25 protein-coding genes and 1 tRNA gene are annotated in these 25,681 nt (G+C 71.3%); 7 read left to right on the top strand and 19 right to left on the bottom strand.

What is annotated here, in order from left to right; all coding sequences use genetic code 11:
- The first annotated feature begins 18 nt into the window (after window positions 1-18).
- Together GT358_RS00625 and GT358_RS00620 are read left to right on the top strand one after the other, a co-directional pair.
- On the top strand, window positions 19-1,830 hold the full coding sequence (locus tag GT358_RS00625) for an ABC transporter transmembrane domain-containing protein (protein WP_166580639.1): 1,812 nt from the start codon (window positions 19-21) through the stop codon (window positions 1,828-1,830).
- Between the two features lie 118 nt (window positions 1,831-1,948).
- Complete coding sequence (locus tag GT358_RS00620) at window positions 1,949-3,841, top strand: acyl-CoA synthetase (RefSeq protein ID WP_166580638.1); 1,893 nt, start codon at window positions 1,949-1,951, stop codon at window positions 3,839-3,841.
- Between the two features lie 28 nt (window positions 3,842-3,869).
- Here the strand turns inward: GT358_RS00620 and GT358_RS00615 are convergent, their stop codons facing one another.
- The 11 genes from GT358_RS00615 to GT358_RS00570 form a co-directional block, all read right to left on the bottom strand.
- Complete coding sequence (locus GT358_RS00615) at window positions 3,870-4,799, bottom strand: LysR family transcriptional regulator (protein ID WP_166580637.1); 930 nt, start codon at window positions 4,797-4,799, stop codon at window positions 3,870-3,872.
- Between the two features lie 129 nt (window positions 4,800-4,928).
- On the bottom strand, window positions 4,929-5,768 hold the full coding sequence (locus GT358_RS00610; RefSeq protein WP_371416178.1) for a sulfite exporter TauE/SafE family protein: 840 nt from the start codon (window positions 5,766-5,768) through the stop codon (window positions 4,929-4,931).
- Window positions 5,769-5,805: 37 nt separating this feature from the next.
- Window positions 5,806-6,468: an amino acid ABC transporter permease gene (locus GT358_RS16555; protein ID WP_243730636.1), complete on the bottom strand. Its 663-nt coding sequence runs from the start codon at window positions 6,466-6,468 to the stop codon at window positions 5,806-5,808.
- A complete protein-coding gene (locus GT358_RS00605) occupies window positions 6,458-7,198 on the bottom strand; it encodes an amino acid ABC transporter permease (protein ID WP_166580635.1) in 741 nt (246 codons plus the stop codon). The genes GT358_RS16555 and GT358_RS00605 overlap by 11 nt, the downstream gene beginning before the upstream one ends.
- Window positions 7,195-8,217, bottom strand: coding sequence for a Gfo/Idh/MocA family protein (locus GT358_RS00600; protein WP_166580634.1), 1,023 nt, complete (start codon window positions 8,215-8,217; stop codon window positions 7,195-7,197). Before GT358_RS00600 ends, GT358_RS00605 begins: the two co-directional genes overlap by 4 nt.
- A 21-nt stretch (window positions 8,218-8,238) precedes the next feature.
- Entirely contained in the window at window positions 8,239-9,048 is an 810-nt protein-coding gene (locus GT358_RS00595) for an ABC transporter substrate-binding protein (protein WP_166580633.1), read from the bottom strand.
- A 79-nt stretch (window positions 9,049-9,127) separates the two neighbouring features.
- Entirely contained in the window at window positions 9,128-10,366 is a 1,239-nt protein-coding gene (locus GT358_RS00590; RefSeq protein ID WP_166580632.1) for a diaminopropionate ammonia-lyase, read from the bottom strand.
- An 8-nt stretch (window positions 10,367-10,374) separates the two neighbouring features.
- Window positions 10,375-10,893, bottom strand: coding sequence for a VOC family protein (locus GT358_RS00585; RefSeq protein WP_166580631.1), 519 nt, complete (start codon window positions 10,891-10,893; stop codon window positions 10,375-10,377).
- Window positions 10,890-11,984, bottom strand: a complete 1,095-nt coding sequence (locus GT358_RS00580) for an acetoin dehydrogenase dihydrolipoyllysine-residue acetyltransferase subunit (RefSeq protein WP_166580630.1) — start codon at window positions 11,982-11,984, stop codon at window positions 10,890-10,892. Before GT358_RS00580 ends, GT358_RS00585 begins: the two co-directional genes overlap by 4 nt.
- A complete protein-coding gene (locus GT358_RS00575) occupies window positions 11,981-12,994 on the bottom strand; it encodes an alpha-ketoacid dehydrogenase subunit beta (protein ID WP_166580629.1) in 1,014 nt (337 codons plus the stop codon). The genes GT358_RS00580 and GT358_RS00575 overlap by 4 nt, the downstream gene beginning before the upstream one ends.
- A complete protein-coding gene (locus GT358_RS00570; protein ID WP_166580628.1) occupies window positions 12,994-13,974 on the bottom strand; it encodes a thiamine pyrophosphate-dependent dehydrogenase E1 component subunit alpha in 981 nt (326 codons plus the stop codon). Before GT358_RS00570 ends, GT358_RS00575 begins: the two co-directional genes overlap by 1 nt.
- A gap of 146 nt (window positions 13,975-14,120) precedes the next feature.
- On the opposite strand from GT358_RS00570, the gene GT358_RS00565 reads away from it, so the two are divergent.
- Window positions 14,121-14,600 carry an Lrp/AsnC family transcriptional regulator gene (locus GT358_RS00565; protein WP_166580627.1) on the top strand — a complete coding sequence of 160 codons (480 nt, stop codon included), beginning with the start codon at window positions 14,121-14,123 and terminating at the stop codon, window positions 14,598-14,600.
- 6 nt (window positions 14,601-14,606) lie between these two features.
- On the opposite strand, the gene GT358_RS00560 is transcribed toward GT358_RS00565, so the two are convergent.
- Complete coding sequence (locus GT358_RS00560; protein ID WP_166580626.1) at window positions 14,607-15,356, bottom strand: SDR family NAD(P)-dependent oxidoreductase; 750 nt, start codon at window positions 15,354-15,356, stop codon at window positions 14,607-14,609.
- A 59-nt stretch (window positions 15,357-15,415) separates the two neighbouring features.
- Between GT358_RS00560 and GT358_RS00555 the strand changes: the two genes are divergently transcribed.
- Complete coding sequence (locus tag GT358_RS00555) at window positions 15,416-16,588, top strand: M20 family metallopeptidase (protein WP_166580625.1); 1,173 nt, start codon at window positions 15,416-15,418, stop codon at window positions 16,586-16,588.
- Between the two features lie 2 nt (window positions 16,589-16,590).
- Here the strand turns inward: GT358_RS00555 and GT358_RS00550 are convergent, their stop codons facing one another.
- Window positions 16,591-18,063: a gamma-glutamyltransferase family protein gene (locus tag GT358_RS00550; protein WP_166580624.1), complete on the bottom strand. Its 1,473-nt coding sequence runs from the start codon at window positions 18,061-18,063 to the stop codon at window positions 16,591-16,593.
- A 177-nt stretch (window positions 18,064-18,240) separates the two neighbouring features.
- Here GT358_RS00550 and GT358_RS00545 point away from each other — a divergent pair, with 177 nt between their 5' ends.
- Window positions 18,241-19,137 (top strand): SMP-30/gluconolactonase/LRE family protein, encoded by an 897-nt coding sequence (locus GT358_RS00545; protein WP_166580623.1) that lies wholly within the window; start codon window positions 18,241-18,243, stop codon window positions 19,135-19,137.
- Here GT358_RS00545 and GT358_RS00540 read toward each other — a convergent pair.
- A complete protein-coding gene (locus GT358_RS00540) occupies window positions 19,101-19,739 on the bottom strand; it encodes a hypothetical protein (RefSeq protein WP_166580622.1) in 639 nt (212 codons plus the stop codon). The two genes, GT358_RS00545 and GT358_RS00540, sit on opposite strands and share 37 nt — an antisense overlap.
- A gap of 194 nt (window positions 19,740-19,933) precedes the next feature.
- Here GT358_RS00540 and pgl point away from each other — a divergent pair, with 194 nt between their 5' ends.
- Both pgl and pgi read left to right on the top strand, forming a co-directional pair.
- Complete coding sequence (pgl, locus tag GT358_RS00535) at window positions 19,934-20,605, top strand: 6-phosphogluconolactonase (RefSeq protein ID WP_166580621.1); 672 nt, start codon at window positions 19,934-19,936, stop codon at window positions 20,603-20,605.
- A 2-nt stretch (window positions 20,606-20,607) separates the two neighbouring features.
- The gene (gene pgi / locus GT358_RS00530) at window positions 20,608-22,215 is read left to right on the top strand and encodes a glucose-6-phosphate isomerase (protein ID WP_166580620.1); all 1,608 of its coding nucleotides are present in this window, start codon (window positions 20,608-20,610) and stop codon (window positions 22,213-22,215) included.
- A gap of 9 nt (window positions 22,216-22,224) precedes the next feature.
- Here pgi and GT358_RS00525 read toward each other — a convergent pair whose 3' ends face one another.
- The 5 genes from GT358_RS00525 to GT358_RS00505 all read right to left on the bottom strand — a co-directional run bounded on the left by GT358_RS00525 (window position 22,225) and on the right by GT358_RS00505 (window position 25,570).
- Window positions 22,225-22,686, bottom strand: a complete 462-nt coding sequence (locus GT358_RS00525) for a hypothetical protein (protein WP_166580619.1) — start codon at window positions 22,684-22,686, stop codon at window positions 22,225-22,227.
- Window positions 22,683-23,036 (bottom strand): RidA family protein, encoded by a 354-nt coding sequence (locus tag GT358_RS00520; protein ID WP_166580618.1) that lies wholly within the window; start codon window positions 23,034-23,036, stop codon window positions 22,683-22,685. The genes GT358_RS00525 and GT358_RS00520 overlap by 4 nt, the downstream gene beginning before the upstream one ends.
- Before the next feature lie 62 nt (window positions 23,037-23,098).
- Window positions 23,099-23,172, bottom strand: a tRNA-Gly gene (locus GT358_RS00515).
- 43 nt (window positions 23,173-23,215) lie between these two features.
- The gene (locus tag GT358_RS00510; protein WP_166580617.1) at window positions 23,216-23,431 is read right to left on the bottom strand and encodes a dodecin family protein; all 216 of its coding nucleotides are present in this window, start codon (window positions 23,429-23,431) and stop codon (window positions 23,216-23,218) included.
- A 72-nt stretch (window positions 23,432-23,503) separates the two neighbouring features.
- Window positions 23,504-25,570, bottom strand: a complete 2,067-nt coding sequence (locus GT358_RS00505) for an ASKHA domain-containing protein (protein ID WP_371416177.1) — start codon at window positions 25,568-25,570, stop codon at window positions 23,504-23,506.
- Window positions 25,571-25,681 lie beyond the last annotated feature (111 nt).

The raw sequence follows: 25,681 nt of genomic DNA, 5'->3' as shown, positions 1-25,681 counted from the left end.
AAGCTTCGAGGGTGCCGCATGGCCCAGACTTCGTCTCCCGCGCTCCCCGCCTCCCCTGCGGCCTCGCCCGACAGGGCGCCCTCACGGCGGGTGGCGGCTCTGGCAGCGCTCTGGCCGTTCGTCCGCCCGTACCGTACGACGGCAGTCCTGGCCCTGATCGCCTTGGTGCTGACGGCGGCAGTGTCGCTGGTGCTGCCGCTCGCCGTCCGGCGGGTCGTGGACAATTTCGGGGCGGCCGAAGTGCTGCTGGACCGGTACTTCGCGGGCGCTCTCGTGATTGTGGGGCTGCTGGCCGTGGGCACCGCGCTGCGCTACTACCTCGTCACCCGTCTGGGAGAGCGGGTCGTGGCCGACATCCGCCGGGCGGTGTTCGACCGCATGATCGGCATGAGTCCCGCGGTGTTCGAGCGCCTCATGACAGGCGAGGTTCTCAGCCGGATCACCACGGACACGACCCTGATCCTGTCCGTTCTCGGCTCCTCCATCTCGGTCGCCCTCCGCAACGCGTTGATCTTCCTGGGCGGCATGGTCCTGCTGATTGCGACATCCGCCAAGCTGACCGGCCTCGTCCTTCTGCTCGTGCCGGCGGTGATCGTGCCCATCGTCATCCTGGGCCGGCGCGTCAGGCGGCTGTCACGCGAGAACCAGGACTGGATTGCCGCCTCGTCCGGCGCGGCGTCCGAAACTCTTCTGGCCGCCCCCACCGTCCAGGCTTTCACGGCCGAACAGGCCACGCGCGACCGGTTCGCCGACCTGACGGAGCGCAGCTTCGACTCGGCGCGTCGGCGGATTGCCGTCCGCGCCGTCATGACGGCGATCGTCATCTTTCTCATCTTCTCGGGCGTGGTGGGCGTCCTGTGGGTCGGGGCGCGCGACGTGGCGTCGGGCAGCATGACCATCGGCCAGCTGGTCCAGTTCGTGATCTACGCGATCATGGTCGCCGGGGCGGTCGGCAGTCTGACCGAGGTGTGGGGCGAGGTGCAGCGCGCGGCGGGCGCGACCGAGCGGCTGCTCGAGCTGCTTGCCCTAGAGGACAGCGTCCGCGATCCCGACCGTCCCCGCCCGGCCCCCTCGCCTTCGGCGGTCGAGGTGCGGCTCGAAGGGGTGACCTTCCGCTATCCGAGCCGCCCGGATCAAGCGGCGCTTCATGGCGTCGACCTCGTCGTGCGGCCCGGCGAGACGGTGGCGCTCGTCGGCCCGTCGGGCAGCGGCAAGTCCACGGTGATCCAGCTTCTCCAGCGCTTCTGGGATCCGCAGGAGGGGCGCATCACGCTGGGCGGTGTCGATCTCCGGGACATGCAGCGCGAAGACCTCCGCCGCCAGATCGCCCTGGTCCCGCAGGAACCCGTCATCTTCGCCGACACTGCGCGGGCCAACATCCGCTTCGGTCGGCCCGATGCCACCGACGAGGAGGTCGAGACCGCTGCACGGGCTGCCGCGGCCCACGACTTCCTCAGCGCGCTGCCGCAGGGCTATGACACCTATGTGGGCGAACGGGGTGTCATGCTGTCGGGCGGGCAGAAGCAGCGGATCGCCATCGCTCGCGCCATCCTGCGGGATGCACCCCTCCTGCTGCTGGACGAGGCCACGAGCGCCCTTGACGCGGAGAGCGAACGCGCTGTGCAGCAGGCCGTGGACCAGCTCGCCCGGACGCGGACCACGCTGATCGTCGCGCACCGCCTCGCGACCGTGAAACGGGCCGATCGGATCGTGGTCATGGAGGGTGGCCGTATCGTGGCCGAAGGCACGCACGATGCGCTTGTGGCGCAGGGCGGACTCTATGCACGCCTTGCCCGGCTGCAGTTTACCGAAGGTCTCGCCGCAGAATGACGCCACGGCCTGCCGGACGTCCAGGCGGCCTGAAGCCTTGCAAGAGGGGTCCCTCGCTCCCATTGTCGTGAAAATGGGAGGGCCGGTGTCTCAAGGCTGGCCAGAAGGGAGGAAAGCCATGGGATTCGCCGGGTTGGCCGACGCTGCCGCCATCGAGGCGGAGGGGCCTTGGGATGAACGCGACCTGCCCCGGACGATGTGGAGCATGTTGTCCCGGACCGCTGCCCGTGTGCCCGACCGGCCTGCCGTCACGTTCCAGATGTTCTCCGATCCCAAAGCGCCGGCCGAGACGCTCAACTGGGCCGAGCTCCAGGGCCGCGTGGCGCAGGCAGCCAACCTGTTCCGCAGCCTCGGCATCGGCGAGACCGACACGATCGCCTATCTGCTGCCGAACTGCACCGAGGTCGTGCTGACCTATCTCGGAGGCCAGATCGCCGGGATCGTCAACCCGATCAACCCCCTGCTCGATGCCGAGCAGATCGCCGGCATCCTTCGGGAAAGCCGCGCCAAGGCCCTTGTGACGCTCAAGGCCTTCCCGCGCACCGATGTCGCGCAGAAGGCGGCGGCTGCCGCCGCGCTGGCGCCCGACCTGCGCGTGATCCTGGAGGTGGACCTTCTCCGCTACCTCACGGGCGTGAAGAAGCTCATCGTTCCCCTGATCCGGCCCAAGAACCCCTTCGTCCACAAGGCCCGGGTGCTCGACTTCAATGCGGAGCTGTCGCGTCAGCCGCGCACGCTGTCCTTCCAGGACAGCGCGGGCGACCGGGTTGCGGCCCAGTTCCACACGGGCGGCACGACGGGGCTGCCCAAGCTCGCCCAGCATCGTTACCGGGGTCTGGTGTACAACGGCTGGGTCGCCAACCGCCTCCTGTTCACCGAGCGGGATACGATGATCTGCCCGCTGCCCATGTTCCACGTCTTTGCGGCCGTGGTCTGCATGGGGGCATCGGTCGCCTCCGGCGCCCATATCGTGTTTCCGACGCCGCAGGGCTATCGCGGCGAAGGGGTGATGGACAATTTCTGGAAGCTGGTGGAGCGCCACCGCGTGACCTTTGTCATCACCGTGCCCACGGCGATCTCGGCCCTCATGCAAAGGCCCGTCAACGCCGACATCTCGTCGCTTCAGCTGGCCTTCTCGGGCTCTGCTCCGCTCCCGGTCGAGCTGTTCAACCGGTTCGAAAAGGCCGCAGGGCTTACCATCATCGAGGGATACGGCCTGACGGAGGCGACCTGCCTCGTTTCGGTCAACCCGCCCGATGGAGAGCGCAAGGTGGGATCTGTCGGCCTGCCGTTCCCGTACACCAAGGTTCGCATCATCGACCCGGCGACCCAGAGGGACTGCCCCCCCGACGAGATCGGAGAGATCTGCGTGTCCAATCCCGGCGTGTGGGGTGGCCACACCTACACGGAGGCCGAAAAGAACCGCGATCTGTTCTATCCCGGTCCGGATGGCGAGCCGACCTGGTTGCGGACGGGCGACCTGGGCCGCCTGGACCCGGACGGGTATCTGTGGATCACGGGACGGGCCAAGGACATCATCATCCGCGGCGGCCACAACATCGACCCGGCCGAGATCGAGGAAGCCATGGTCCGGCACCCGGCCGTGGCCCTCGCCGGCGCGATCGGTCAGCCCGACGCGCATGCGGGCGAAGTGCCTTGCGTGTATGTCGAACTGGTGCAGGGCGCGTCCGTGACACCGGAGGAGCTGCTCGACCATGCGCGCGCTCATGTCCATGAGCGGGCCGCCCATCCCAAGCATGCCGAGATCCTGCCGGAACTGCCCAAGACGGCGGTGGGCAAGATCTTCAAGCCCGACCTGCGCAAGCTGGCGATCCGGCGGATCTACAACGAGGCTCTGGCAGCCGCAGGGGTACAGGCCGAGGTGGCCGAAGTCGTGGAAGACCGCCGCCTCGGCCTCGTGGCGCGGCTGCGTCGCGCAGGACAGGCGACGGACGAGGACGTGCAGCGCGCTCTCGGCGCCTTCACGCGCCCCTGGACCTGGGCCGATTAGGCGCCGCGCTGCCCGGCCCCGCAGCCCCTCAGCAGGCGCGGCTCGTCGGCGGAGCGGGGAAGGTCCGCTCTGCGTCGTGCCGCTCCGCGACCGGGCGGGGGAGGTCGCAGACGGTCCTCAGATCCCCTGCCAGCGCGTCGATCAACCGTCGTACCCGCACGGGAGGATGGAGTCCCGGCACGAGAGCATGGACGGGAACGGGGTCCTCGGCGTGGTCGTCGAGAACGGTCTCGACACGCCCCGCTGCGATAGACGCCGCCGCGAGATAGTCGGGCACCCGTGCAAGGCCCAGACCTTTTTCGGCTGCCAGCAGGCAGGCCGCCGGCTCGGACAGCCGCAGCCGGCCCGAGACCGCGATCCTCCGGCCGCCCCGAAAGGTCCATTGCAGTGCATCGCTGTGACCCGGGTCGAGGATGCAGGTGTGGTTGGACAGATGCTCGGGTTGCGACGGCCGTCCCATGTCGTCGAGATAGGAGGGAGAGGCCACCACGACCTGCCGGATCGTCGTCAGGCGCCGGATCGACAGCGCAGGATCTGACGGCAGGCCCGGCTGTACCACAAGGTCAAGCCCGGACGACACGATCTCGGGCAGGCGCTCCCTCAGGGTCAGTTCCACCGATACCCCCGGATGGGCCCGTGCGAAGTCCAGCACCAGCGGCGCGATGCAGACCGCCCCGAAATCCTGCGGTGCGCCCACACGGATCGTTCCCCGCAACTCGGCCGATCCGTCGCGGATCTCCGCATCGATGGCCTGATATTCGTCGAGAAGCCGGCGCAGACGGGCGTGATAGGTCTGTCCGGCCTCCGTCGGATGGAGAGCCCGCGTCGTGCGGTGAAGAAGCCGGGTGCCGAGTTCCGCCTCCAGACGAGCGACCAGCTTCGACGCCTGACCGGCGCTGGTGCCGAGGCGGTGGGCGGCTGCGGCGAAGCTGCCGGCTTCCATGACCGCAACAAACATGCGGTCTGCGGCAAGACGATCCATGTTCGGGTACCCATCCAACACATACGGTCACAACTATAGGTGGTGGCGCCGCACTTGTAACCCGTTCGCGAGCGTCGCACGGGGACAGAATGTTTCGAGCCCGTCTCAGGTGCCGTTCGCCCACAGGTCAAGCGCCATCCGGATCGCCGTGGCCGCCAGGAACAGGCCAAAGCAGATCCGAAGCGCGCGCATGGGGATCGCGTGGGCGATGCGGGCGCCCCAGGTTGCGAAGTACATCGTGAACGGCGTGATGATCGCCACCGCCAGCAGGTTGACATAACCGAGCGAGAAGGGCGGCAGTCCCGTCTGACCCAGGCCCGAAACCATGTAGACGATCGTGCCGGGCGCTCCGATGAGAAAGCCGAGCGCCGCCGAGGTTCCGACGGCGCGCCGGATGTCGTAGCCGAGCCAGCTCAGCAACGGAACGCAGACCGTACCGCCGCCGATGCCCATCAGGGCGGAGACGGCGCCTGCTCCGATCCCCGCGGCGGCCCAGGCGGCCGGAGGGGCGGTGCGGGGTTCGGGCGCTACCCGGCCTCGCCCGACGAGCATGTTGACCGCGACGGCGCTCGCGACCACGGCAAAGACCGCGACCATCAGGCGCCCGTCCACGACGGAGCCGAGCAGCGCCCCCAGCACCACGCCGAGAACGATCCACGGAGCCCATCGCCGCAGCAGTGCCATGTCCACGGCACCCTTGCGGTGATGCGACCGGCCAGACGACAGGGCGGTGAACACGATCGTGGCCAGGGATGTCGCCACGGCAACCTGCATCCGCAGGGCTGGGTCCATGTCGGCCAGGCCGAGGCTCAGATACAGCGCCGGCACGATGACGATCCCGCCGCCGACCCCGAGAAGTCCCGCGAGGATGCCCCCGCCGATGCCTGCGGCAACCGCGACGCCCAGAAGAAGCGCGAGGATGGACCAGTCGAAGGAGGCGGTCACGGCACGGACCGGACGGGTAGGGGCATGATGGACAGGCTCAGCGTGTGGCGGCGGCAAGCCGATGCTCGATCCGTTCGGCGAACCGGGCAACCGGAAAGATGATGACGAAGTAGATGATCGCGATGGCGGTGAGGAACTCGAGATACCGGAAGGTCTGCGATCCGAGCACATAGGCCCGGAGCGCAAGGTCTGCGACGCCGATGGTCGCCAGAAGCGTGGTTCCCTTCAGGAGTTCCGTGAGGAAATTGATGAAGGGCGGCGTCGCAAACCGCGCCGCCTGCGGGATGATGATGCGGGTCCAGGTGATCCAGCGCGGCAGCGCCATGGCCTTGGCCGCCTCCCACTGGCCGCGGTCCACCGACTGGATGCCGGCCCGGAAGATCTCGGCCAGATAAGCGCCCGAGATCAGGGCGAGGGCGAGCGATCCCGACCAGAGCCCGCTGACCGCATATCCCGTCAGGGGTGGCAGGCAGTAGAACATCCAGAAGATCATGACAGCCTCCGGAATGATCCGGAACACCGTCACGTAGCCTGCCGAAAGCCCGGCCAGAACACCGCCGCCGCGAAGCCGGCCGGCGCAGACGATGGTGGCGATGGGTATTCCAATGGCAAGCGCGATCCCGAAGGCGAGCAGGGTGATGCGGGCTCCGTCGAGAAGCTGCGGCCAGAAGCGCAGCACGATCCAGGGATCAAAAACCATGACGGCTGGCCTCCACGGCAGGGTTCAGGGCAAGGTTGGTGGCCGCGGCGCTCCGCCCCCTCTGGGGTGTCGCATAGCGTCGCTCGATGGTGGCAGCGCCCCAGGCCAGAAGAAGGCCGATGGCCAGGTAGATCAGGGCCACCACGGTATAGACCTCGAGCGGCCGGAACACGAAGGTGTTGATGCGGTTCGCCGCGCGGGTCAGGTCGGTGACGGCGATGATGCCCAGGATCGCCGTCAGCTTGAATGTGCCCACGGCCGTATTGGCGAGCGGGGGCAGGACCAGCGGCCAGACCTGCGGCAGGATGACCAGCCGGAAGATGGACCATGGCCGGAAGCCGAGCGCGCGCGCCGCCTCCCACTGACCCTTCGGGATGGCCACGATGCCAGCCCTCATGATCTCGCAGATATAGGCCGAGACATGAAGCGAGAGCGCGATCAAGCCGGACTGGTTGGGGCTGAGGCTGTAGCCCGTCAGCACCGGAAGGGCGAAGTGGATCCAGACTGCCTGCACGAGCAGGGGCGTGAAGCGCACCACGTCCACGAAGGCCAGGATCGGCCAGCGCACGAACCAGCCGCCCCGCACGCGACCCAGGGCCAGGATGAGGCCCGAGGGGACGGCGATCAGGAAGGCCGCCACGGCCAGCCACACGGTCGTCCAGAGTCCCCAGCTCAGCGGGATGATGAAGCGCGGCAGCCAGGTGAAGTCGAGGTTCGTCAGATCGATCATGGCGCCTCCGCTCCCGGTCGGGTCCGCGTCGCAAGGCCGCCTCGCGGCGCGGGAAGGCCCGAGGCATCCCCCATCAGGCCGAGAGGCGGAACGGGTTCGCTGCGGCCCTCATGGCCGGCGCTTCGCTCTGCCGCCAGCAGCATGGCCAGCGTCCCCGCTGCGTCGCGGGGACCCGGCTCCGGATGTCGCCCGTCCCGAAGCGCCGCGGCAACGGAACCGATCACCAGGGAAGGAGTCGCGTCGCCCACGTCGTGCCGCAGCAGATGGCGACGGTTGCCGTCCGCCTCGCACGTCCAGGTTTCGGAGCCGGATGCGCGGTCCTTCCCCGGCTCGACGGACAGGTCGAGCATCATGCCGTCGGTCAGGGCAAAGGTCGCTGCCAGGTGGCGGCCGCTCTGCCGGCACCGCACCTCGATGGCCTCGCGGCCGGTCAGGGCGCGCACCGCATCGATCGCATGCCCCACCGGTCCGTTCGACAGCAGACCGGCCCGCCCGGGGACAGGAAGGGGTCCGGTCTCCGGCAGGACGATCCGGACGGAGAGCCGGCGCACCATCGTCCCGGAGATCCCGCGCACGACCGGGCGGAGGGCGTGCAGGTCGGGCCTGTGCCGCCCGGCATATGCGACTGTCAGCGAACCCGGAGCCCGCGCTGCCGCGCCGATGAGCGCGATCGCACTCGATGCGTCTGCGGCCAGGGGCGGCTCGCACAGGACATGGGCGCCCACCCGCAGCGCCGCCCCGGCGATGGCCGGACGCGCATGGATCGAGGTGCAGTCCACGACCAGGTCAGGCCCTCTCGCAAGCGCCTCGTCGAGATCGTGGACCACCGCGGTGCCGTTGCCGAGGGCCGGGAGAGCCCCTTCCGCGGCGCTGTCGACGCAGCAGACGGCTTCCAGAGCGACGCCCGCCCTGCGGGCTTCCGGCGCCAGCAGCGCCGGAAGCCAGGTGCCGACCTTTCCCGACACGCCCACCAGCACCGTGGAGATGCAGCGCTCGGGTGCAAGGGACAAGGTCGGCATGCCCTCAGCGCCCCGCCGGTCTCACTGTTCGGCCATGCGGTCGAACCACTCGTTGCGGAGCGGGATCAGCACGTCGTTGGCCGAGCGGTCTCGGATGAACACGTTCAGAAAGCCGAGAAGGTCCTGATCCTCGTAACGGACGGCATAGCTCAGCGAGACCGGCTTGAGCAGTTCGTCCTCGGTGTTGAGGAGCCTGAGCTGATCGGCCATGGCCGGGTTCTGGGAGCGCAGGATCCGCATGTAGCCCGGATCGACGAACGAGGCCGTGGACTGGCCGGAAATGACCGAGGTGAAGCCGACGCCGGCCTGATCCGTCACCAGTTCGTTCACCGTGGCGAGCGGGAAGAGTTCGCGCGGATACTGCGCCTCCACCGTTCCGGCCACGCCGGCAAAGGACACGGACGGATCGTTGAGCTCCTCGAGCGACTGGATCGGGCTGTCGGCCCGCACCATCACATGGAAGCCGTAGGTGTCGTAGGGATCGGTGAAGGCGACCGACAGCGCGCGCTCGGGCGTGGCAAAGAGGTTGGCGAAGATGACATCGTACTGGCCGACCTCCAGACCCGTCACCAGCGTCGCCCAGGTGGCGGGGACGATCTCGAGCCGCACCCCCATGATGTCGGCGACCTGATTGGCCAGGTCGATGTTCATGCCGACCCACTCGCCGGTCGTGGGATCGGGGAACTGGTAGGGCGGTCCTTCGGCCACCCCGATGCGCAGCACGCCGCGGTCGCGGATCTCCTGGATTCCGGCCAGCGCGAACGTCGCCGTGGACGCCAGCATGGCCCCCAGCAGAGTCCGGCGGGACCAGATGGTGAGGGGATGGGTCATCGCGTCTCCCTTTCCGCGGGGCTCGGACCCCGCTGCTGTTGGACTGCGGCCGCCCTGCCTGCAGGGGCGACCTCTGAGGTCACGCCGGGGTTTTCTCCCCGGTCACGTCTTGGGGCCTGAGGCCGGTCGCCTCTGCCCAGAGGTCGGGGGCCGTGGCGCCTTCGCTGCCGATGCAAACCACGCGCGCCTCGCGTCCCAGGTCCAGCGCTTCGCGCAGGGCGTCATCCGCGCCCGCGGCCAGAAGCGCGGCCACCGCGGCACAGCCCGACTCGCCCGAGACCAGCGGCGCATCGCCCCAGGCGCCATGCGCCAGCCTCCTCATCGTCTCGCGGGCCAGACCGTCGGGGATCGCCACCGCGTCGTCGGCCACGGCCTTCAGGATCGGCCAGGCCGCCGGCGACACCTCGCCTGCCGACAGACAGGCCATGAAGCTGTTGACGTCGCCCTCCACCGGGCGCGGCACCCCGTCGCGCAGCGCGCGAAAGACGCAATCGGCCACCAGGGGCTCGACGACGACGATCCGTGGCCGCTCGGCGCCTGCCCTGACGGCCCAGCGGCCTGCGATGGCGGCGGCCAGTCCGCCCACGCCGGCCGGCACGAACACATGCGTCGGCGGCTCGGGCAGCTGGTCGATCAGCTCGTCCACGATCAGCGTGTAGCCCTGCATGACCAAGTTCGGCACCCGGTCGGACCCGCCGCCCGCATTGGTGTCGGCCACCAGGTGCCAGCCGTTCGCTTCGGCATCGCGGGCCGCCGCGCGCACGCTCGCGTCATAGTCGCCCGGCAGGCGCACCATCGTCGCGCCATAGGCGGCGATGGCGGCCTCGCGATCTTCCGACACGTTCTCGTGGATGTAGATGCGGCAGGCGCAGCCGAACATCCGCGCCCCCCAGGCGACCGACCGGCCGTGGTTGCCGTCCGTCGCGCAGACCACGGTTTCGCGCGCCACCCGATCGCGCAGACGCCCGGCGATCAGATCCTGCGCCGACACGTCCCCGTGCCCCTCGGCCGCCAGGATGTCCTTGAGGAGCCGCAGCACCGCATAGGCCCCGCCCAGCGCCTTGAACGAGCCCAGCCCGAACCGGTGTGCCTCGTCCTTGTAGAGGACCTCCGCCACGCCCGCGGCCGCGGCCACGCCGCGCAGGCCCACCACCGGCGTCGGCGCGTATCCGGGCCACGAGGTGATCTCGCGCCGCGCCGCCTGATGCTCGGCCTCCGTCAGCAGCGCCTCGACCTCCGGGGTGAGCGTCGGACGGGCGGCGGCGTTGTGCGCGTGGCGCGCCTCGGCCTGCCGGACGGGCAGGGGTGTCGCGGTCATGATCGTCCTCATCGCTCGGGAAAGCGGGGGTTCCAGAGCGTCACCTCCGCCCCCTTCTCGTAGGCCTTGCCGCCCGGATAGCTGACCAGCTCCATCTGCAGGCCCCAGGGCGCCCGGAAATACACCCAGTCAGAGCCCGCGGCCGGCCCATCCTCGATATGTTCGGGGTCGTCCACGGGGACCCCGTGGGCCCTCAGATGCGCCACCGCCGCGCCGATGTCCTCCACATAGAGCGCGAGGTGATGCCCTCCCGCCTGATGGTTGCCCGGATGGCGCCCCGGGTCGTCGGCGGTCTCGTACTCGAACACCTCCAGGTTCAGCCCGATCCCCAGCCGGTAGAAGCGGTAGCGCGCCCGGTCGCCCGCCTGCGCGCCCAAGACGCGCGTCATGACGTCCGGGTCCCCAATCGCGCCCCCGTCGAAGACCATGCGCGCGCCTAGCACGTCCACGAGGAAGCGATGCGCCTCCTCCAGGTCCGGCACCGTCAGCCCCACATGCTCCCCCCCCACGAGGCCCGGCAGGCTCATTCCGCGCCCTCCAGGTGGCGGGCCATGCGCGCGGCAATCCGGCTTGCCGCCTCCATCTGCGGCAGGTGGCCCACGCCCTCCAGGACCTCCGCCCCTTCGGCAGGCGGGGCGATCACCCGGTCCTCCGCTCCCCAAAGGACCAGCACAGGCGCCGAGATCGCGGCGCGGTCCTCGGCCACCCCCTCGGGCGCATTATCCCCCAGACACGCCGCGGCGATGGCCTCCAGTGCCTCCTGCGCGCCGTCGATCCTCTTGGCGGCGAGCGCCCGCTCCACCATCTCGGAGGTCACGGCCCCCTCGTCCGCGACCAGCAGACGCAGCGCCTCCTTCATCGGCCGGCGCTTGTCGGCACGCAGGAACCCGTCCACGAAGTCGCGGCTGACCGGGCCGCCGCCCATTCCTGCCGGCGCGATCAGCGTCAGGGACCGGACCCTCTTGCCCCGCCGCGCCGCCAGGCGCAGCGCGATCCGTCCGCCCAGCGAGTGGCCTGCCAGATGCAGCGGCCCGTCCGTCAGCGCGTCCACCGCGGCGCCGACCCGTTCGGCCAGCGCCTCCAGCGTCGCCACGCCGGCATCCACGTCCGAATCCCCGTGCGACGGCAGGTCGATCGCATGCACCGCACGCCCCTGCGCCAGCGCCTCCTGGACGAACATCCACGCCCCCGCATCCGAGCCGAAGCCGTGGAGCAGGATCAGCGGCGCGCCCTCGCCACCGCCCGCGCTCGTCACGCGCAGCGACAGGCCGCCCGCATCCACGCGCGCCGTCGAGAGGCCGCCTCCCTCCGCAACAGCCGACTCCGCGCCCTCGGCCACCGCGTCCAGCTCCGCCTCCGTCACGTCCGCCTCCGCGATCAGGGCGAGAGGGGCGCCGCAAGGGGCTGTCTGGCCCGGCTGAACGAGGATCCGGCGCAGCACGCCGCTCTCCTGTGCCTCGACGGCGTTCGCGATCTTCTCGGTCTCGACCTCGAGCAGCTCCTCGCCCGGCTCGACGGGGTCGCCCGGCTCCTTGAGCCAGGCAGAGACCTTTCCCTCGGTCATCGTCATGCCCCATTTGGGCATGGTGACGATGCGGATGCGGTTGTCGGCGGTCATGCCTGATACCTCGCGGCCCGGCGCGCGGCCTCGGCAATGCGGGCGGCGTCCGGCAGATAGGCGTCCTCGAGCGAGGGCGCATAGGGAACGGGCGTGTGGGGCGGCGTGACCTTCAGGATCGGCGCCTTCAGCGCTCCGAACGCCTCCTCCGCCACCAGGGCCGCGATGTCGGCGGCCATGCCGCAGCGGGGATTGGCCTCGTCCACGACCACGACGCGTCCCGTCTCCTCCGCGAATTCGAGGATCGTGTCGGCGTCGAGCGGCGAGGTCGTGCGCGGGTCGAGGATCGTCGCCTGGATGCCCTCGGCCGCCAGCGTCCGCGCCGCCTCCTCCGCGCGGCCCACCATCCGGCCCAGCGCCACGATCGTGACGTCATCCCCCTCGCGCACCACCCGCGCCTCGCCGAAGGGCGTGACATAGGGCTTGTCCGGCACCTCGCCCACCGTGTCGTAGAGCATCTTGTGCTCGAGGAAGATCACCGGGTCGTCGTCCCGGATCGCCTGGATCAGGAGGCCCTTCGCGTCGGCCGGATTGGAGGGCACGACGACCTTGAGGCCGGGAATGTGGGTGAAGATCGGATAAAGCGCCTGGCTGTGCTGCGAGGCCGAGCGCGCGCCGGCCCCGAAGGTCGCGCGCAGCACCATCGGCGTGCGCGCCTTGCCCCCGAACATGTAGCGGAACTTGGCCGCCTGGTTCATCACCTGATCGAGGCAGACGCCGATGAAGTCCACGAACATGATCTCGACCACCGGGCGCAGGCCCATCAGCGCGGCCCCCGCCGCCGCGCCGACAAAGGCCGACTCGCTGATCGGCGTGTCCAGCACCCGCTCGGGGCCGAACTTCGCCAGAAGGCCCTTGGAGACGCCGAACGCCCCGCCCCAGGCATCCGCTTCGCCGTCGCCCCCCACGCCCCCGGTGATGTCCTCGCCGAAGATCACAACGCGCGGGTCGGCCGCCATCTCCTGGTGCAGCGCCTCGTTCAGCGCGGCGCGAAAGGTCTTCTGCGGCATCAGAGGCGCCCCTCGTAGGAGACATAGACATCCGTGGTCAGCACGCGCGCGGGGTCCGGCTCAGGCGCGGCGCGGGCGGCGCGCACGGCCTCGTCCAGAAGGGCCGCCACCTCGCGGTCGATGGAGTCCAGATCCTCCGCCGCGACCAGCCCCGCCTCGGTCGCCATCGCCCGAAAGCGCAGGATGCAGTCGCGGTTGGCGCGCTGCTCGGCCTTCCACGCCTCCGAGCGATAGGTGTCCACGTCGCCGTTGAAATGGCCGAAGAACCGCTCCGTCTTGACGTGGAGGAGCGACGGCCCGCCCCCCTCGCGCGCGCGTCCGACCGCCTCGCGCGCGGCCTCGTGCACCTCGGTCAGCGACAGGCCGTCCACCCGCACGGCCGGCATCCCGTAGCCCCTGGCGCGCTCAACGATGTCGCCCGCCACCGCGAACTCGGCCGAGGTCGCCTCGCCCCAGCCGTTGTCCTCGACCACGAAGATCACGGGCAGCGTCCAGACCATCGACAGGTTCAGGGACTCGGCCGTCGTGCCCTGGTTCACCGCCCCGTCGCCCGAGAAGCAGACCGAGACCGCCCCCGTCCCCAGCGTCTTGGCAGCCAAGGCCGCGCCGCAGACCAGCGGCGGCCCGCCGCCCACGATGCCGTTGGCGCCCAGCATCCCCTTTTCGAGATCGGCGATGTGCATCGACCCGCCCTTGCCCTTGCAGGTGCCGGTCGCCTTGCCCAGGATCTCGGCCATCATCGGCCCGACATCGAGGCCCATGGCGATGCAATGCCCGTGCCCCCGGTGGGTCGAGGCGATCGTGTCGCCCTCGCGCAGGGCCATGCACACGCCGGTCGCCACCGCCTCCTGCCCGGCATAGAGATGGGTGGAGCCGGGCACCCTGCCGGCTTGCGCCTCCGCGTGAACGCGGCTCTCGAACTCGCGGATGGTCCGCATCGTGCGATAGGCGGCGAGAAGGTCGTCACGGGAAAGCTGCATGGAAACGGCGCGGTCCTGATCGGCTGCTGCGGCTCTCGCGCCGCCCTCCAAGCCTAGGCGGGGCAGGGGGAGTGCGATTTCCCGACTTCTGCGCAAAGCAGAAACCTTCTTGCGCTCGAATGCACGTCCGGTGGAAAACGTCCCGCATGGGACTGGACGCCTTCGACCGCAAGATCCTGGCGCAGGTGCAGCGCAACGCGCGCATCACGGCCGCCGAACTGAGCGAACGCGTCGGTCTGTCGCCGTCGGCCTGCCATCGCCGCCTCGCCGCGCTGCGCGAGTCGGGCGTCATCCAGGCCGAGATCGCCGTTATCGACCCGCGCGCCGTCGGCCGGCGCATCACCATGCTCGTGACGGTGACGCTCGAGCGCGAGCACTCGGACGTGATTTCCGAGTTCAAGCGCGCCGTCCGCGAGATGCCCGAGATCATGCAGTGCTACTATGTCACCGGCCAGGCGGATTTCGTGCTGATCCTCACCGCACGGTCCATGGAAGCCTATGACGCCTTCGTGGAGCGCTTCCTGTTCTCGAACCGCAACGTGCGCCGCTTCGAGACGATGGTCGTGATGGACCGCGTCAAGGTGGGCTTCGACCTGCCCATCGACTCGGGCGAGGAAGCGGAGTGACACCCGTCAGCCCACCTGCCAGCCGCCATCCACGGTGATCGTCTGACCCGTGACATAGGTGGCGAGCGGCGAGGCAAGCCAGACATAGGTCCCGGCCAGTTCTGCCGCGCTGCCCAGCCGTCCGAGCGGGATGCGCGCCCGCAGCCGCTCGCGCGGGTCGGGCAGGCCCATCGCCAGGCGGTCCTGCACCAGCTTGGTCATCATGTCCGTCTCGATCTGGCCCGGTGCCACGCAGTTGACGAGGATTCCCCTGGGCGCCAGATCTGCCGCCATGCTCTCCATCAGGCCCACCATTCCGAATTTCGAGGCCGAGTAGGCGGCGTTCTGCGCCCCTCCCCTCAGGCCGAACAGGGACGCGGTAAAGATGATCCGGCCGTCCGCGACCATGCGGCGGGCCGCGGCTCTCGCCGTCAGGAACGCACCGGTCAGGTTGACATCGACGACGGCGCGGAAACGGTCCGCCGGCAGCGTCTCCACGCCCTCCAGATGAAGGATGCCCGCGTTTGGGACGACGATGTCCGGCAGCCACCCCTCGGCCGCGAGCCGGTCGAAGGCCGCTTCGGTCGCCGCTTCGTCCGTCACATCGAGCGCGACCGCGCGAGCCCCCGCGATACCGGTTGCCGCGGCATCGGGAGCGAGATCGGCGAGGATCACCCGAGCGCCATGTTCGGCCATGGCCTGGGCCACGGCCAGCCCGATTCCCCGGCCAGCGCCCGTGATCAGCGCGGTCCTGTCCCTCAGAAGCGGTGCTGTCATGGAAATTCTCCTGTCCCTGTCCCGCTAGGTCCCGAACGGATGATCGAAAGGGTCGACCGATGATCGACAGACGAGCCGATGCCGCGGAGGCAGATCAGGCCGTGGCGCTGCTGCGCGCCCTCGTCCGCGCCGAGAGCGTCAACCCGCCGGGAGATACGACCGGACCGGTCCGGGTGGCGCAGGCCGCTCTGGCCGGCCTGCCGGTCGAGGTCGTCGCGGCCGAGCCGACCAAGCCCAACCTTCTGGTGATCCTCGCGAACGGCGAGGGGCCCTCGATCCACCTCAACGCCCATCTGGATACCGTTCCACCCGGCGACCCCGCAGCCTGGAGCGTGCCTCCGCTCGACCTGACGGAGCGGGAGGGGCGCCTTCACGGACTGGGAACCGGCAACATGAAGGGCGCGGCGGCGGCCATGATCCTCGCCGTTCGGCGCCTTGCAGTGTCGCGGGACCGCTGGCGGGGCACTCTCGTGCTCAGTCTTGTGGCGGACGAATGCGTCTTCGGTCCCCATGGGGCCGCCCATCTGCTCGCGCAGCGGCCGGATCTGAGGGGCGACGCCCTGATCTGCGGCGAGGGACCGGGGGCGATGAACCTCGCCGTCGCCGAAAAGGGTCTCATGTGGGTCCGGCTGCGCGCGGCCGGACGGAGCGGGCAGGGGATGCTGACCACGCGCGGCAGCTCCGCGGCCGCACGCCTCGCGGCCGCCCTGGTCGCGGCCGATGCCTGGAACGAGATCCGCGCCGCCCCGCCGCTGCGGTCTCTCGACCATGCGGGGAACGCCGAAGGGATGCGGCTGTCGGTCAATGTGGGTCATCTGCGCGGCGGGGCCGGCCACAGCCAGGCCATGTCCGAGGCGGAGGCGTGGCTCGACCTGCGCATTCCTCCGGGCCTGACGCGGGAGGCGATCGCCAGCAGGCTCGATGCCCTGACCCGGGAACACCCCCTCTCCTGGGAGGAGGTCAAGGGATGGGAGCCGAACTGGTCCGATCCGGCCTCGGCCCCTGCCTGCGCGGTCCGCGAAGCAGCGGCCCGCCTGCGCGGCCGCCCCCCTCTGGACGTGACGCGTCTGCCGGCGTCCGATGCCGCGCGCTGGCGCAGTCTGGGGGTGCCGGCGGTCTGCTTCGGTCCGCAACCGACCCTCGCCGCCGGACCGGACGATTTCGTCCACCGGGCCGACCTGCTCGATTGCGTCGCCATCTATGCCGGGGCCGCAGCGGCCCTGCTGCGCTGACCTCACGCCACCCCCGCCCAGGTCGTGCGTCGCCAGTCCCCCAGCGACCAGGGGGTGGCCCCGCTCAGCCCCGCGGCCGTGACGGCGCCAAAGCGGATGTCGCCGGGCGCGACCTCCTCGACCGCATGGCCGCGGGCGCGCAGATCGGCCGTCGCCTCATGGCCGCGCTCGACCAGCAGGCGTCCGTCCTCGCTGCGCCAGCGAGGCGCGTCCACTGCGCTCGCCAGATCGTCCTGTCGCACGAGCCAGCGCAGGATCACCTGCAGCAGGGTCTGCACCTGGCCGTCCGCACCGGGGGTGGACAGCGCCGCGACGCCGTCCGGATGTTCGATCAGGGCCGGGGCGAGCGTGTGGACGGGTCGCTTGCCAGGCGCGAAGGCGTTGGCGCCGCTCGTGAACCCGCCTGCCCGGTTGTTTAGCGTGAACCCGCCTTCCGGCACGAAGACCCCGGAGCCGAAATCGTCGAACACGCTGAGGAGCGACGAGACGACCAGACCCTCCGCATCGGCGCAGGCCACCCCGGCGGTGTGGAGATAGGCGCGGGGTCCGCCGCGGCGGCTGGCCCGCTCCGGATCCACGTCGGGGAGGCGGTCGAACAGCGCCGCGCCCTCGGCCGCGTCGTCGCGCAGCGCAAAGGCGGCCTGGGTCAGCTCGACGCCCAGATGGTCGAGCGGTGCTGCGCCGTCCCATCCGCCCCGGCGCCAGCCGTGAAGCGCCAGGGCCAGCAGCACCCCCTGCGAGGCGGGCGGCTGAACGTGGATGCGAATGTCCCCCCATTCCACGCGCAGCGGCTCGGCCAGCTGAGCTACCTCGGCCCGAAGGTCTTCCGCGTCGAGACGGCCTCCGGCCTCGGCCACGGCGCGCGCGATCGCCTCGGCCATGGGGCCCTCGTGGAAGGCTGCGCGCCCCTCGCGACCGATTGCCCGCAGAAGGCGGGCCAGCGCGGGCTGGACGAAGCGGTCGCCGGATCCCAGCCGCAGAAGGGCCCATTCCCCCGCCCCCCCGGCGAGCAGCCGCGCCTCCTGCGCCGTCCGCGCCGCAACGAGCGCCGGACTCACCTCAAACCCCGCCTCGGCCAGACCGACGGCCGGGGCGAGAACGGCCTCGAGCGGGCGGCGCCCCCAGCGGCCGTGAAGCGCGATCCAGGCATCGACCAGACCCGGCACGGTGACGGACGCGCCCCCAGATGTCGCCATCGCATCCGCGCGACGGGCCGAGGGGCCCGCGCCGTTGACCGCGAGGACCCGGCCCCCCGGCTCGCGCACGAGTGCGAAGGCATCGCCGCCCAGTCCGCAGGCATCGGGGGCGAGAACGCAGAGGGCGGCCTGCGCGGCCACCAGCGCGTCCACCGCGCTCCCGCCCTCCATGAGCAGGCGCTGTCCCGCGGCCGTCGCCAGCGGATGGGCGGCCGCCACGGCGCCGCGCTGGCCCCCGAGCACAGGGCGGGGCCGGGAGGAGAAGGGCGTGATCCGCATGGATCCTCCGTCACGATTGCCGCCCGACGCTAGCGCCGGTGCTGCGACGGATTTTCGCCCCCTGCGGGTCTGCGCGCCCGCTCTGCGCGCGGAGGTCGCTCTCTCCCGGAAAACTTGCCGCTTCGCACCGCACCGGGGAAGCCGCTAGAAGGGTCCGGCAGCCGGGGGAGGAGCACCGTGACCTATGTCGAGCACGATCCGCGCTTTCGCGCCCTGATCCAGCCCTCGGCCCGGCTCGAATGCCTGGGCTCCGGCCTGCGCTGGGCCGAGGGGCCGGTCTGGTTTCCGATGCTCCGCACCCTCCTGCTGAGCGACATCCCGAACGACCGCATCATGGCCTGGACCGAGCAGGGGGGGCTGGTGCCCTTCCATGCCCCGGCCGGCTACACGAACGGGCACACCCGCGACCGGGAAGGGCGTCTCGTGTCCTGCGAGCACGGGGGGCGGCGCGTGGTGCGGTGGGAGCATGACGGCCGCATCACCGTCCTGGCCGAGCGGTTCGCGGGGCGGCGGCTCAACTCGCCCAACGACGTGGTCGTCGCCGCCGACGGCGCCATCTGGTTCACCGACCCGACCTACGGCATCCTGTCGGACTACGAGGGCTTCGAGGCCGATCCCGAGCAGGATGCCCGCGGGCTCTACCGCATCGCGTCCGAGGGCGGCGAGCCGGAGCGCATGGCGTCCGATTTCGTCCAGCCGAACGGCCTGGCCTTTTCACCCAACGGCCGCCGCCTCTATGTCGCCGAAAGCGGATCGAGCCACGATCCGTCCGTCCCCTCGATCCTGCGCGCGTTCGACCTGGACGGGTCCGGTCGCCTCAGGGGCGGCGGCGAATGGGCCCGGGTGGAGCCCGGACCACCCGACGGATTGCGGGTCGATGCCAAGGGGCATGTCTGGTGCTCGGCCGCCGACGGTGTGCATGTGTTCCACCCGGACGGCGACCTGCTGGGCCGCATCCTGGTCCCCGAGCGCGTGGCCAATCTCTGCTTCGGGGGGTCCCGCGGGCATCGTCTGTTCATTGCGGCCACCACCTCGCTCTATGCCGTGTTCGTCAACGCGCGGTCGGCGATCTGATCGGCCCCCACGACACGCCCCCCGTCCCCCTCGGTCCCGTCTGGCCCCCCCGGTGACAGGGCGCGCCGGACGGCCTCCGCCAGGTCGTCCCCAAGGTCGTCGGTCGCCGGCGCGGGAGAGGCGGGCGCTTCGGCGGGCGCCGGGCGCGGGCCGTCGCCCAGCGCCGCATCGAGTTCCCCGAGCCGCGCCACAAGAAGGCCGAGGGCGCCGCCCACCCGACCCGGCCTGAGGGTGTCGTCGGCGGGGCCGGGTGACGTGCCTTCCGTCAGCCGGGCCGCCACGGCGCCGATCCGTTCCGCGCAGCGCAGGATCAGCGCCGGAACCGGCCCCTCCAGCCCGGCCACCGCATCCTCGATGGCCGCAAGGCGGCGTTCCAGCCGCTCCTGCCGTGCGGCGAGGTCGCCGCCGGCGGCGGGCGCGCCCCGCTCCGCCACCAGCGCGTCGATGATTTCGCCCTGCATGGCGATCTGGGCGGACAGGCGCGCCTCCATCTCTGCCATCGCCCGTGTCCAATCCCCGTCGTCCGGCCGTGACCCCAGCCGCGCGGCGATGTCGTCGAGCCGCGCCAGGATGCGCCCGCCGGTGGTCAGCCGGAGCGGCATCCCGCCCCCCGGACCCGCTGCCCCTCCCTGTTCCATGCCGCTACCGCCCGTCGAATCGAATCGCCCTTCCGCGCCCACTCTGCCGCAAAGGTCCTAAGGAACCGTTAACGCGCCGCAGGCTGGGGCTGGCCGTGCCGGATGGGCGGCGCTAGCTTCCGCCGGGCGCCAGGGGGCGACCGAGTCGCGGAGGGGCCATGGAACTCGTCACCTATGCCGATTCCGAGATGATGATGATCGAGATCGCCCAGCGCCTCGCCGGAGAGCTGCGCCAGGCGCTCAATGCCGGCGACAGCGCCGCCATCGCGGTGCCGGGGGGGCGCACGCCGGGCCCGATCTTCGACTCGCTCTGCGCCGCGGATCTGGAATGGGACCGGGTCTCGGTGCTGCTGACCGACGAGCGCTGGGTGCCCGAGGATCATCCGCGGTCCAACACCCGCCTGCTGCGCCAGCGCCTGCTGACCGGCCACGCGGCGGCGGCCCGCTACCTTCCGCTCCATGCCGACACGCCGACGCCCGAGGAGGCCATCCCGCTCCTGTCCGCCCCGATCGCCGCGGTTCTACCCTTGACGACCTGCCTGCTGGGCATGGGCGAGGACATGCACGTGGCGTCGATCTTTCCGGGTGCGGACCGCCTGCAGGAGGCGCTCCACGGCGAGGCCATCCTTGTGCCGATGCGCGCGCCGGGCGCCGAGGAACCGCGCATCACCCTCTCGGCGCGCGTCATCGGAGGGGCGATCGCGCGTCATCTGGTCATCACCGGCCCCGAGAAGCGGGAGGCGCTGGAACGGGCCCGCTCGTTGCCGCCCGAGGAGGCGCCCGTCGCCGCCGTCCTCAAGGGCACCGTGGTCCACTGGGCGGAGAGCTGAGCATGTGGGACGACCTGAAGCGCCACCACGCCGCCACCCGCGACCGGTCCATCCTGTCGCTGTTCGAGGCCGATCCCGACCGGGCCGGGCGCTTCTCCGCCCGCGCGGGGGACCTGCTGCTCGACTGGTCCAAGACCAGCATCGACGACGAGGGCCGCCGCCTGCTGCTGCGCCTGCTCGACGAGGCACGCGTGGCCGACCGGCGCGAGGCGATGTTCCGCGGCGACAGGATCAACGAGACCGAGGGCCGCGCCGTCCTGCACACGGCCCTGCGCAACCTCGATGGCGGCCCGGTCATGGTGGACGGGCAGGACGTCATGCCCGGCGTGCGCGACACGCTCGCGCGGATGGAGCGCTTCGCCGCCGCGGTCCGCGAGGGGCGCGAGGCGGGGCCGGGGGGCCGCTACACGGATGTCGTCAACATCGGCATCGGCGGCTCGGACCTCGGGCCCAAGATGGCCACGCTTGCGCTCGCGCCCTATGCGGACGGCCCCCGGACGCATTTCGTCTCCAACGTGGACCCGGCCGACATCGCCGACGCGCTGTCCGCCTGCGACCCGCGGCGCACGCTGGTCATCGTCGCCTCCAAGACCTTCACCACGCAGGAGACCATGGCCAATGCCGCGACCGCGCGGGCCTGGCTGTCGGATCATGTGGAGAAGCCGGCCGCCCAGTTCGTCGCGCTCTCCTCGGCACTCGACCGCACGGCCGCCTTCGGCATCCCGCCCGAGCGGGTGTTCGGCTTCGAGGACTGGGTCGGCGGGCGCTACTCGGTCTGGGGGCCGATCGGCCTGTCCCTGATGATCGCGGTGGGCCCCGAGGCGTTCCGCGCCTTCCTGCGCGGCGGGCAGGCGATGGACCTCCATTTCCGCGCCGCGCCCTGGGAGGAGAACCTGCCCGCGCTGCTCGCCCTCGTGGGCCTGTGGCACAACCAGGTCTGCGGCCATGCCACGCGCGCAGTCCTTCCCTACGACAACCGCCTGATGCGCCTGCCCGCCTATCTCCAGCAGCTCGAGATGGAATCGAACGGCAAGGGCGTGGCGATGGACGGCTCGCCCCTCTCGGTCCATTCCGGCCCCGTCGTCTGGGGCGAGCCCGGCACCAACGGCCAGCACGCCTTCTACCAGCTCATCCACCAGGGCACCCGCATCGTCCCCTGCGAGTTCCTGGTCGCGGCCGAGGGCCACGAGGAGGGGCTCGAGCACCAGCACCGCCTGCTTGTGGCCAACTGCCTCGCCCAGTCCGAGGCGCTGCTGCGCGGCCGGACCGAGACCGAGGCGCGCGCGATGCTGGAGGCCAGGGGCCTCGCGGGCGCCGAGCTGGACCGGCAGGCGCGGCACCGCACCTTTCCGGGCAACCGCCCTTCGGTCACGCTGGCCTATCCGCGGCTCGACCCGTTCACGCTGGGCCAGATCATCGCCCTCTACGAGCACCGCGTGTTCGTGGAAGGGGTCGTGCTCGGGATCAACTCGTTCGACCAGTGGGGGGTGGAACTCGGCAAGGAACTGGCCGGGGCGCTCCTGCCCATGGTGGAGGGGCGCGAGGGGACCGCAGGCAAGGACGGCTCCACCGCCGCGCTCGTGGCCTTTTTGCGCCAGCACGGGCTGTGAGGGCGCGCCTCAGCGGCGGGCGCAGTGGAACGGCCGCTCGCCCGTGCGGGTGAAGATCGAACCGTCTCCCCCGAGCGTCATGCGCAACCGCCAGAACGTGTCGCCATGCACCTCGAGGGCGAGCGGCATTCCCGGCCCCGAGGAGGCCGAGGCCACGAACTCGGACGGACCGACGCGCGCGAAGAACTTGGGCCCCGGATGGGCGGCGGCCACGCGCGAATCGGTGGCCACGGAGGCGAGGACGCCTGGCGCGTCCGGATCGGTCAGCCCCCAGCCGCCCTGCGGCGCGCAGGGCGCCACGTCCTCCAGGTCCAGCCACTCCACGCAATGGAGCGGGCCGTCCGCCGAGGGCTGCCACAGCAGCACCCGGAACGCCTCGCCGCCCTCGGTCGCGCAGTCGAGAAGGGCCGGCTCCTGCGCCGCCGCAAGGGCGGGCGCCAGCGCGAGCAGGAGCGCGCCCCCGCGGATCATCCCACCGCCGCCGTGACGATGATCTCCACCTTGTAGTCTGGCGTGGCCAGCCGCGCCTCTCCGGTCCAGCGGGCGGGGGGGTTCGCCGGGTCGATCCAGGCATCCCAGACCGCGTTCATCTCCTCGAAGGCGGCCATGTCCGCGAGCCAGATCTGCGCCGTCAGCAGGCGGCTCTTCGAGGTGCCGCAGGCCGCGAGCAGGCGGTCGATCTCGGCCAGCACGGCGCGGGTCTGCTCGGCCACGCTGGCGCCCGGCGCCCCGACCTGCCCGGCCAGATGGGCCACGCCCCCGTGGATCACCGCCTGGCTCATGCGCGGCCCCGGCTCGATGCGCTGGATGTCGTGGCTCATACGGTCCTCCCTGTCCGGCCTCGGGGGGAGGACTAGCGCGAGGGAAGGCGGGACGGAAGGGCTGGAGCGGGTGAAGGGAATCGAACCCTCGTCGTCAGCTTGGGAAGCTGCTGCTCTACCATTGAGCTACACCCGCGCGGGGCCGACATAGCGCAGCGCCGGCCCCGCCCGCAAGGCCCTCAGTCGTCGTCGCCGTCGCGCAGGACGAAGGTCACCATCATGTTGACGCGAAAGCCAGTGACGCGCCCGTCCTGCACCTCCACGTGCTGCTCCTTGACCCAGGCACCCGTGATCCCGTGCAGCGTGCGCGACGCGCGCGCGATCCCCTGACGGATCGCATCTTCGAAGCTCTGTGCCGAGCGGCTCGACAATTCGATGATCTTGGCCACGGACATGGCATTCCTCCCTGCGGGGCCGCGTGCCCCCGGGTCATCATACCGCTGCCGGGCGCGAGGGTGCGCGGCTCCTCAGCCCCGCCGCCGCCGTCGGCCACCCTCCGCCGCCCCGCCCGCGTTGAAGGAGGGCTCGGGCAGGGCCACGCGCGCAGCCAGATGCGGGAACGGGTCCGTCGCGTGCGGGATCGCGTTGGCGGCCACGAAATGCTCCTGGAACCGGGGCTCGATCGCGGTCTCGATCTTCTGGATGCGCCGGACCAGCGCCGCCGCCTCGCGCCGCGCCGCGACCGAGCAGAGCGCGATCCGCGCCCCCGTGCCGGCGGCATTGCCGGCGCTGCGCACGGCCCCTTCCGGCACGTCCGGGATCATGCCCAGGATCGTGGCATGCAGCGGCGAGATGTGCGCACCGAAGGCTCCGGCCAGCACCACGCGGTCCACCCGCTCCACCCCGCGCGCGTCCATCAGCAGCCGCGCCCCGGCATAGAGCGCCGACTTGGCGAGCTGGATCGCCCGGATGTCGCCCTGCGTGACCAGGATGCGCGGGCCCCCGGCGGCGGTCGCGTCGTGCAGCAGGTAGGCATGGGTGCGCCCCTGCGGCACGCAGCGGGCGCTGCCCGTCTGCTCGGCCGATCCGATCAGCCCGGCCCGGTCCACCAGCCCCGCGAGGCGCATCTCGGCCACCGCCTCGATGATGCCCGACCCGCAGATGCCCGTGACGCCCCCCGGCCCCACCGCCTCGGCAAAGCCCGGCTCGTCGGACCACAGGTCGCAGCCGATGACGCGGAATCGCGGCTCCCCGGTCGCGGGGTCGATGCGGACGCGCTCGATGGCGCCGGGGGCGGCACGCTGGCCCGCGCTGATCTGCGCCCCCTCGAAGGCCGGCCCCGTGGGCGAGGAGCAGGCCAGCACCCCCGAGCGGTCCCCGAGCAGGATTTCCGCATTGGTGCCCACGTCCACGACCAGCACCAGGTCCTCCGACAGGTCGGGCCGCTCGGCCAGCGCCACGGCGGCCGCGTCCGCGCCCACATGGCCCGCGATGCAGGGCAGGACATGAACGCGCGCCGCCTCGTTCACCGAGCCCAGCCCGAGGTCGCGCCCCTCCAGGTCGAGCGCCCCCCCGGTGGCCAGCGCAAAGGGCGCCTGCCCCAGCTCCACCGGGTCGATGCCCAGAAGCAGGTGGTGCATCACCGGGTTGCAGACGAACACCGCCTCGACGATGGCGCGCCCCTCGATCCCGGCCTCGGCCGCGAGCGATTGCGCCAGCCCGTCGATCGCCTCGCGCACCGCCCGCGTCATCTCGCGGTCCCCGCCGGGGTTCATCATGGCATAGGAGACGCGGCTCATCAGATCCTCGCCGAAGCGGATCTGGGGGTTCATCACCCCCGCGCTCGCCCGCACGCTCCCGTCCGAGAGGTTCGTCAGATGCGCCGCGATGGTGGTCGATCCCACATCCACCGCGAGCCCGTAGAGCGGTCCCTCGAAGAAGCCGGGCCAGAGGTCGAGCACGACCGCCGGTCCCGCCCCCCCGGTCCAGAGCGCGACCGTCACCTGCCACTCGCCCTTGCGCAGCGCGGTCTGAAGGCGCGACAGGACGGGCAGGGGCGCGGTGACGGCCTCGATGCCCCACTGGCGGCGCAGCGCCTCCGAGAGCCGTTCGAGATCGCCGCGCGGCTCGTGCATGTCGGGGGGCTCCACCTCCACCAGGCGCAGATGGGTGGCGGGGTCCATGACGACGGGACGGTCGTCGGCGGCCTTGCGCACGACCTGCCGGTGGACCTGGCTCTCGGGCGGCACGTCGATGACCACATCGCCCTCGATCCGTGCCTGGCAGCCCAGACGCCGTCCCGGGGGCAGGCCGCGCACCCGGTCGTAGCGGGCTTCGACCGCGTTCCATGCGCTGAGAGCGTCCGCCGCCACGGTGACGCCGTGCTTGGGAAACTCGCCGAACTGGGGCGCGACCTGGCACTTGGAGCAGATCCCCCGTCCCCCGCAGACCGAGTCGAGATCCACCCCGAGGCTGCGCGCCGCCTGCAGCACCGGCGTTCCCACGGGAAACCGGCCCCTCTTGCCGGAGGGGGTGAAGATCACCAGCGCTTCCCGCGCGAGGGCCGGCGCGTCGGCGAGGGGCTGGGCGGTCACGGCGGCGCTCCCTTTGCGGCTGACCTCGCGTGTCTAGCCCGGCCCGCGTCTCCCGCAAGGCCCGGATTCGCCGCAGGCGCGGCCGTTTGCGTCCCCCCGGGCCGCATGGCA

This window comes from Rubellimicrobium sp. CFH 75288 (assembly GCF_009904055.1).
Lineage (GTDB): Bacteria > Pseudomonadota > Alphaproteobacteria > Rhodobacterales > Rhodobacteraceae > Rubellimicrobium.
This window is presented reverse-complemented; position numbering and strand designations above follow the sequence as displayed.

What these genes read in the sequence shown, in the direction of transcription:
- GT358_RS00595 (WP_166580633.1), bottom strand. Translation starts at nt 9,048, where the DNA reads ATGACCCATCCCCTCACCATCTGGTCCCGCCGGACTCTGCTGGGGGCC.
- GT358_RS00585 (WP_166580631.1), bottom strand. Translation starts at nt 10,893, where the DNA reads ATGAGCCTGCCGGGCCTCGTGGGGGGGGAGCATGTGGGGCTGACGGTG.
- GT358_RS00570 (WP_166580628.1), bottom strand. Translation starts at nt 13,974, where the DNA reads ATGCAGCTTTCCCGTGACGACCTTCTCGCCGCCTATCGCACGATGCGG.
- GT358_RS00550 (WP_166580624.1), bottom strand. Translation starts at nt 18,063, where the DNA reads ATGCGGATCACGCCCTTCTCCTCCCGGCCCCGCCCTGTGCTCGGGGGC.
- GT358_RS00605 (WP_166580635.1), bottom strand. Translation starts at nt 7,198, where the DNA reads ATGATCGATCTGACGAACCTCGACTTCACCTGGCTGCCGCGCTTCATC.
- GT358_RS00620 (WP_166580638.1), top strand. Translation starts at nt 1,949, where the DNA reads ATGGGATTCGCCGGGTTGGCCGACGCTGCCGCCATCGAGGCGGAGGGG.
- GT358_RS00520 (WP_166580618.1), bottom strand. Translation starts at nt 23,036, where the DNA reads ATGAGCCACGACATCCAGCGCATCGAGCCGGGGCCGCGCATGAGCCAG.
- GT358_RS00525 (WP_166580619.1), bottom strand. Translation starts at nt 22,686, where the DNA reads ATGATCCGCGGGGGCGCGCTCCTGCTCGCGCTGGCGCCCGCCCTTGCG.
- pgi (WP_166580620.1), top strand. Translation starts at nt 20,608, where the DNA reads ATGTGGGACGACCTGAAGCGCCACCACGCCGCCACCCGCGACCGGTCC.
- GT358_RS00560 (WP_166580626.1), bottom strand. Translation starts at nt 15,356, where the DNA reads ATGACAGCACCGCTTCTGAGGGACAGGACCGCGCTGATCACGGGCGCT.
- GT358_RS00510 (WP_166580617.1), bottom strand. Translation starts at nt 23,431, where the DNA reads ATGTCCGTGGCCAAGATCATCGAATTGTCGAGCCGCTCGGCACAGAGC.
- GT358_RS16555 (WP_243730636.1), bottom strand. Translation starts at nt 6,468, where the DNA reads ATGGTTTTTGATCCCTGGATCGTGCTGCGCTTCTGGCCGCAGCTTCTC.
- GT358_RS00590 (WP_166580632.1), bottom strand. Translation starts at nt 10,366, where the DNA reads ATGACCGCGACACCCCTGCCCGTCCGGCAGGCCGAGGCGCGCCACGCG.
- GT358_RS00600 (WP_166580634.1), bottom strand. Translation starts at nt 8,217, where the DNA reads ATGCCGACCTTGTCCCTTGCACCCGAGCGCTGCATCTCCACGGTGCTG.
- GT358_RS00565 (WP_166580627.1), top strand. Translation starts at nt 14,121, where the DNA reads ATGGGACTGGACGCCTTCGACCGCAAGATCCTGGCGCAGGTGCAGCGC.
- GT358_RS00540 (WP_166580622.1), bottom strand. Translation starts at nt 19,739, where the DNA reads ATGCCGCTCCGGCTGACCACCGGCGGGCGCATCCTGGCGCGGCTCGAC.
- GT358_RS00575 (WP_166580629.1), bottom strand. Translation starts at nt 12,994, where the DNA reads ATGCCGCAGAAGACCTTTCGCGCCGCGCTGAACGAGGCGCTGCACCAG.
- GT358_RS00580 (WP_166580630.1), bottom strand. Translation starts at nt 11,984, where the DNA reads ATGACCGCCGACAACCGCATCCGCATCGTCACCATGCCCAAATGGGGC.
- GT358_RS00555 (WP_166580625.1), top strand. Translation starts at nt 15,416, where the DNA reads ATGATCGACAGACGAGCCGATGCCGCGGAGGCAGATCAGGCCGTGGCG.
- GT358_RS00625 (WP_166580639.1), top strand. Translation starts at nt 19, where the DNA reads ATGGCCCAGACTTCGTCTCCCGCGCTCCCCGCCTCCCCTGCGGCCTCG.
- GT358_RS00615 (WP_166580637.1), bottom strand. Translation starts at nt 4,799, where the DNA reads ATGTTTGTTGCGGTCATGGAAGCCGGCAGCTTCGCCGCAGCCGCCCAC.
- pgl (WP_166580621.1), top strand. Translation starts at nt 19,934, where the DNA reads ATGGAACTCGTCACCTATGCCGATTCCGAGATGATGATGATCGAGATC.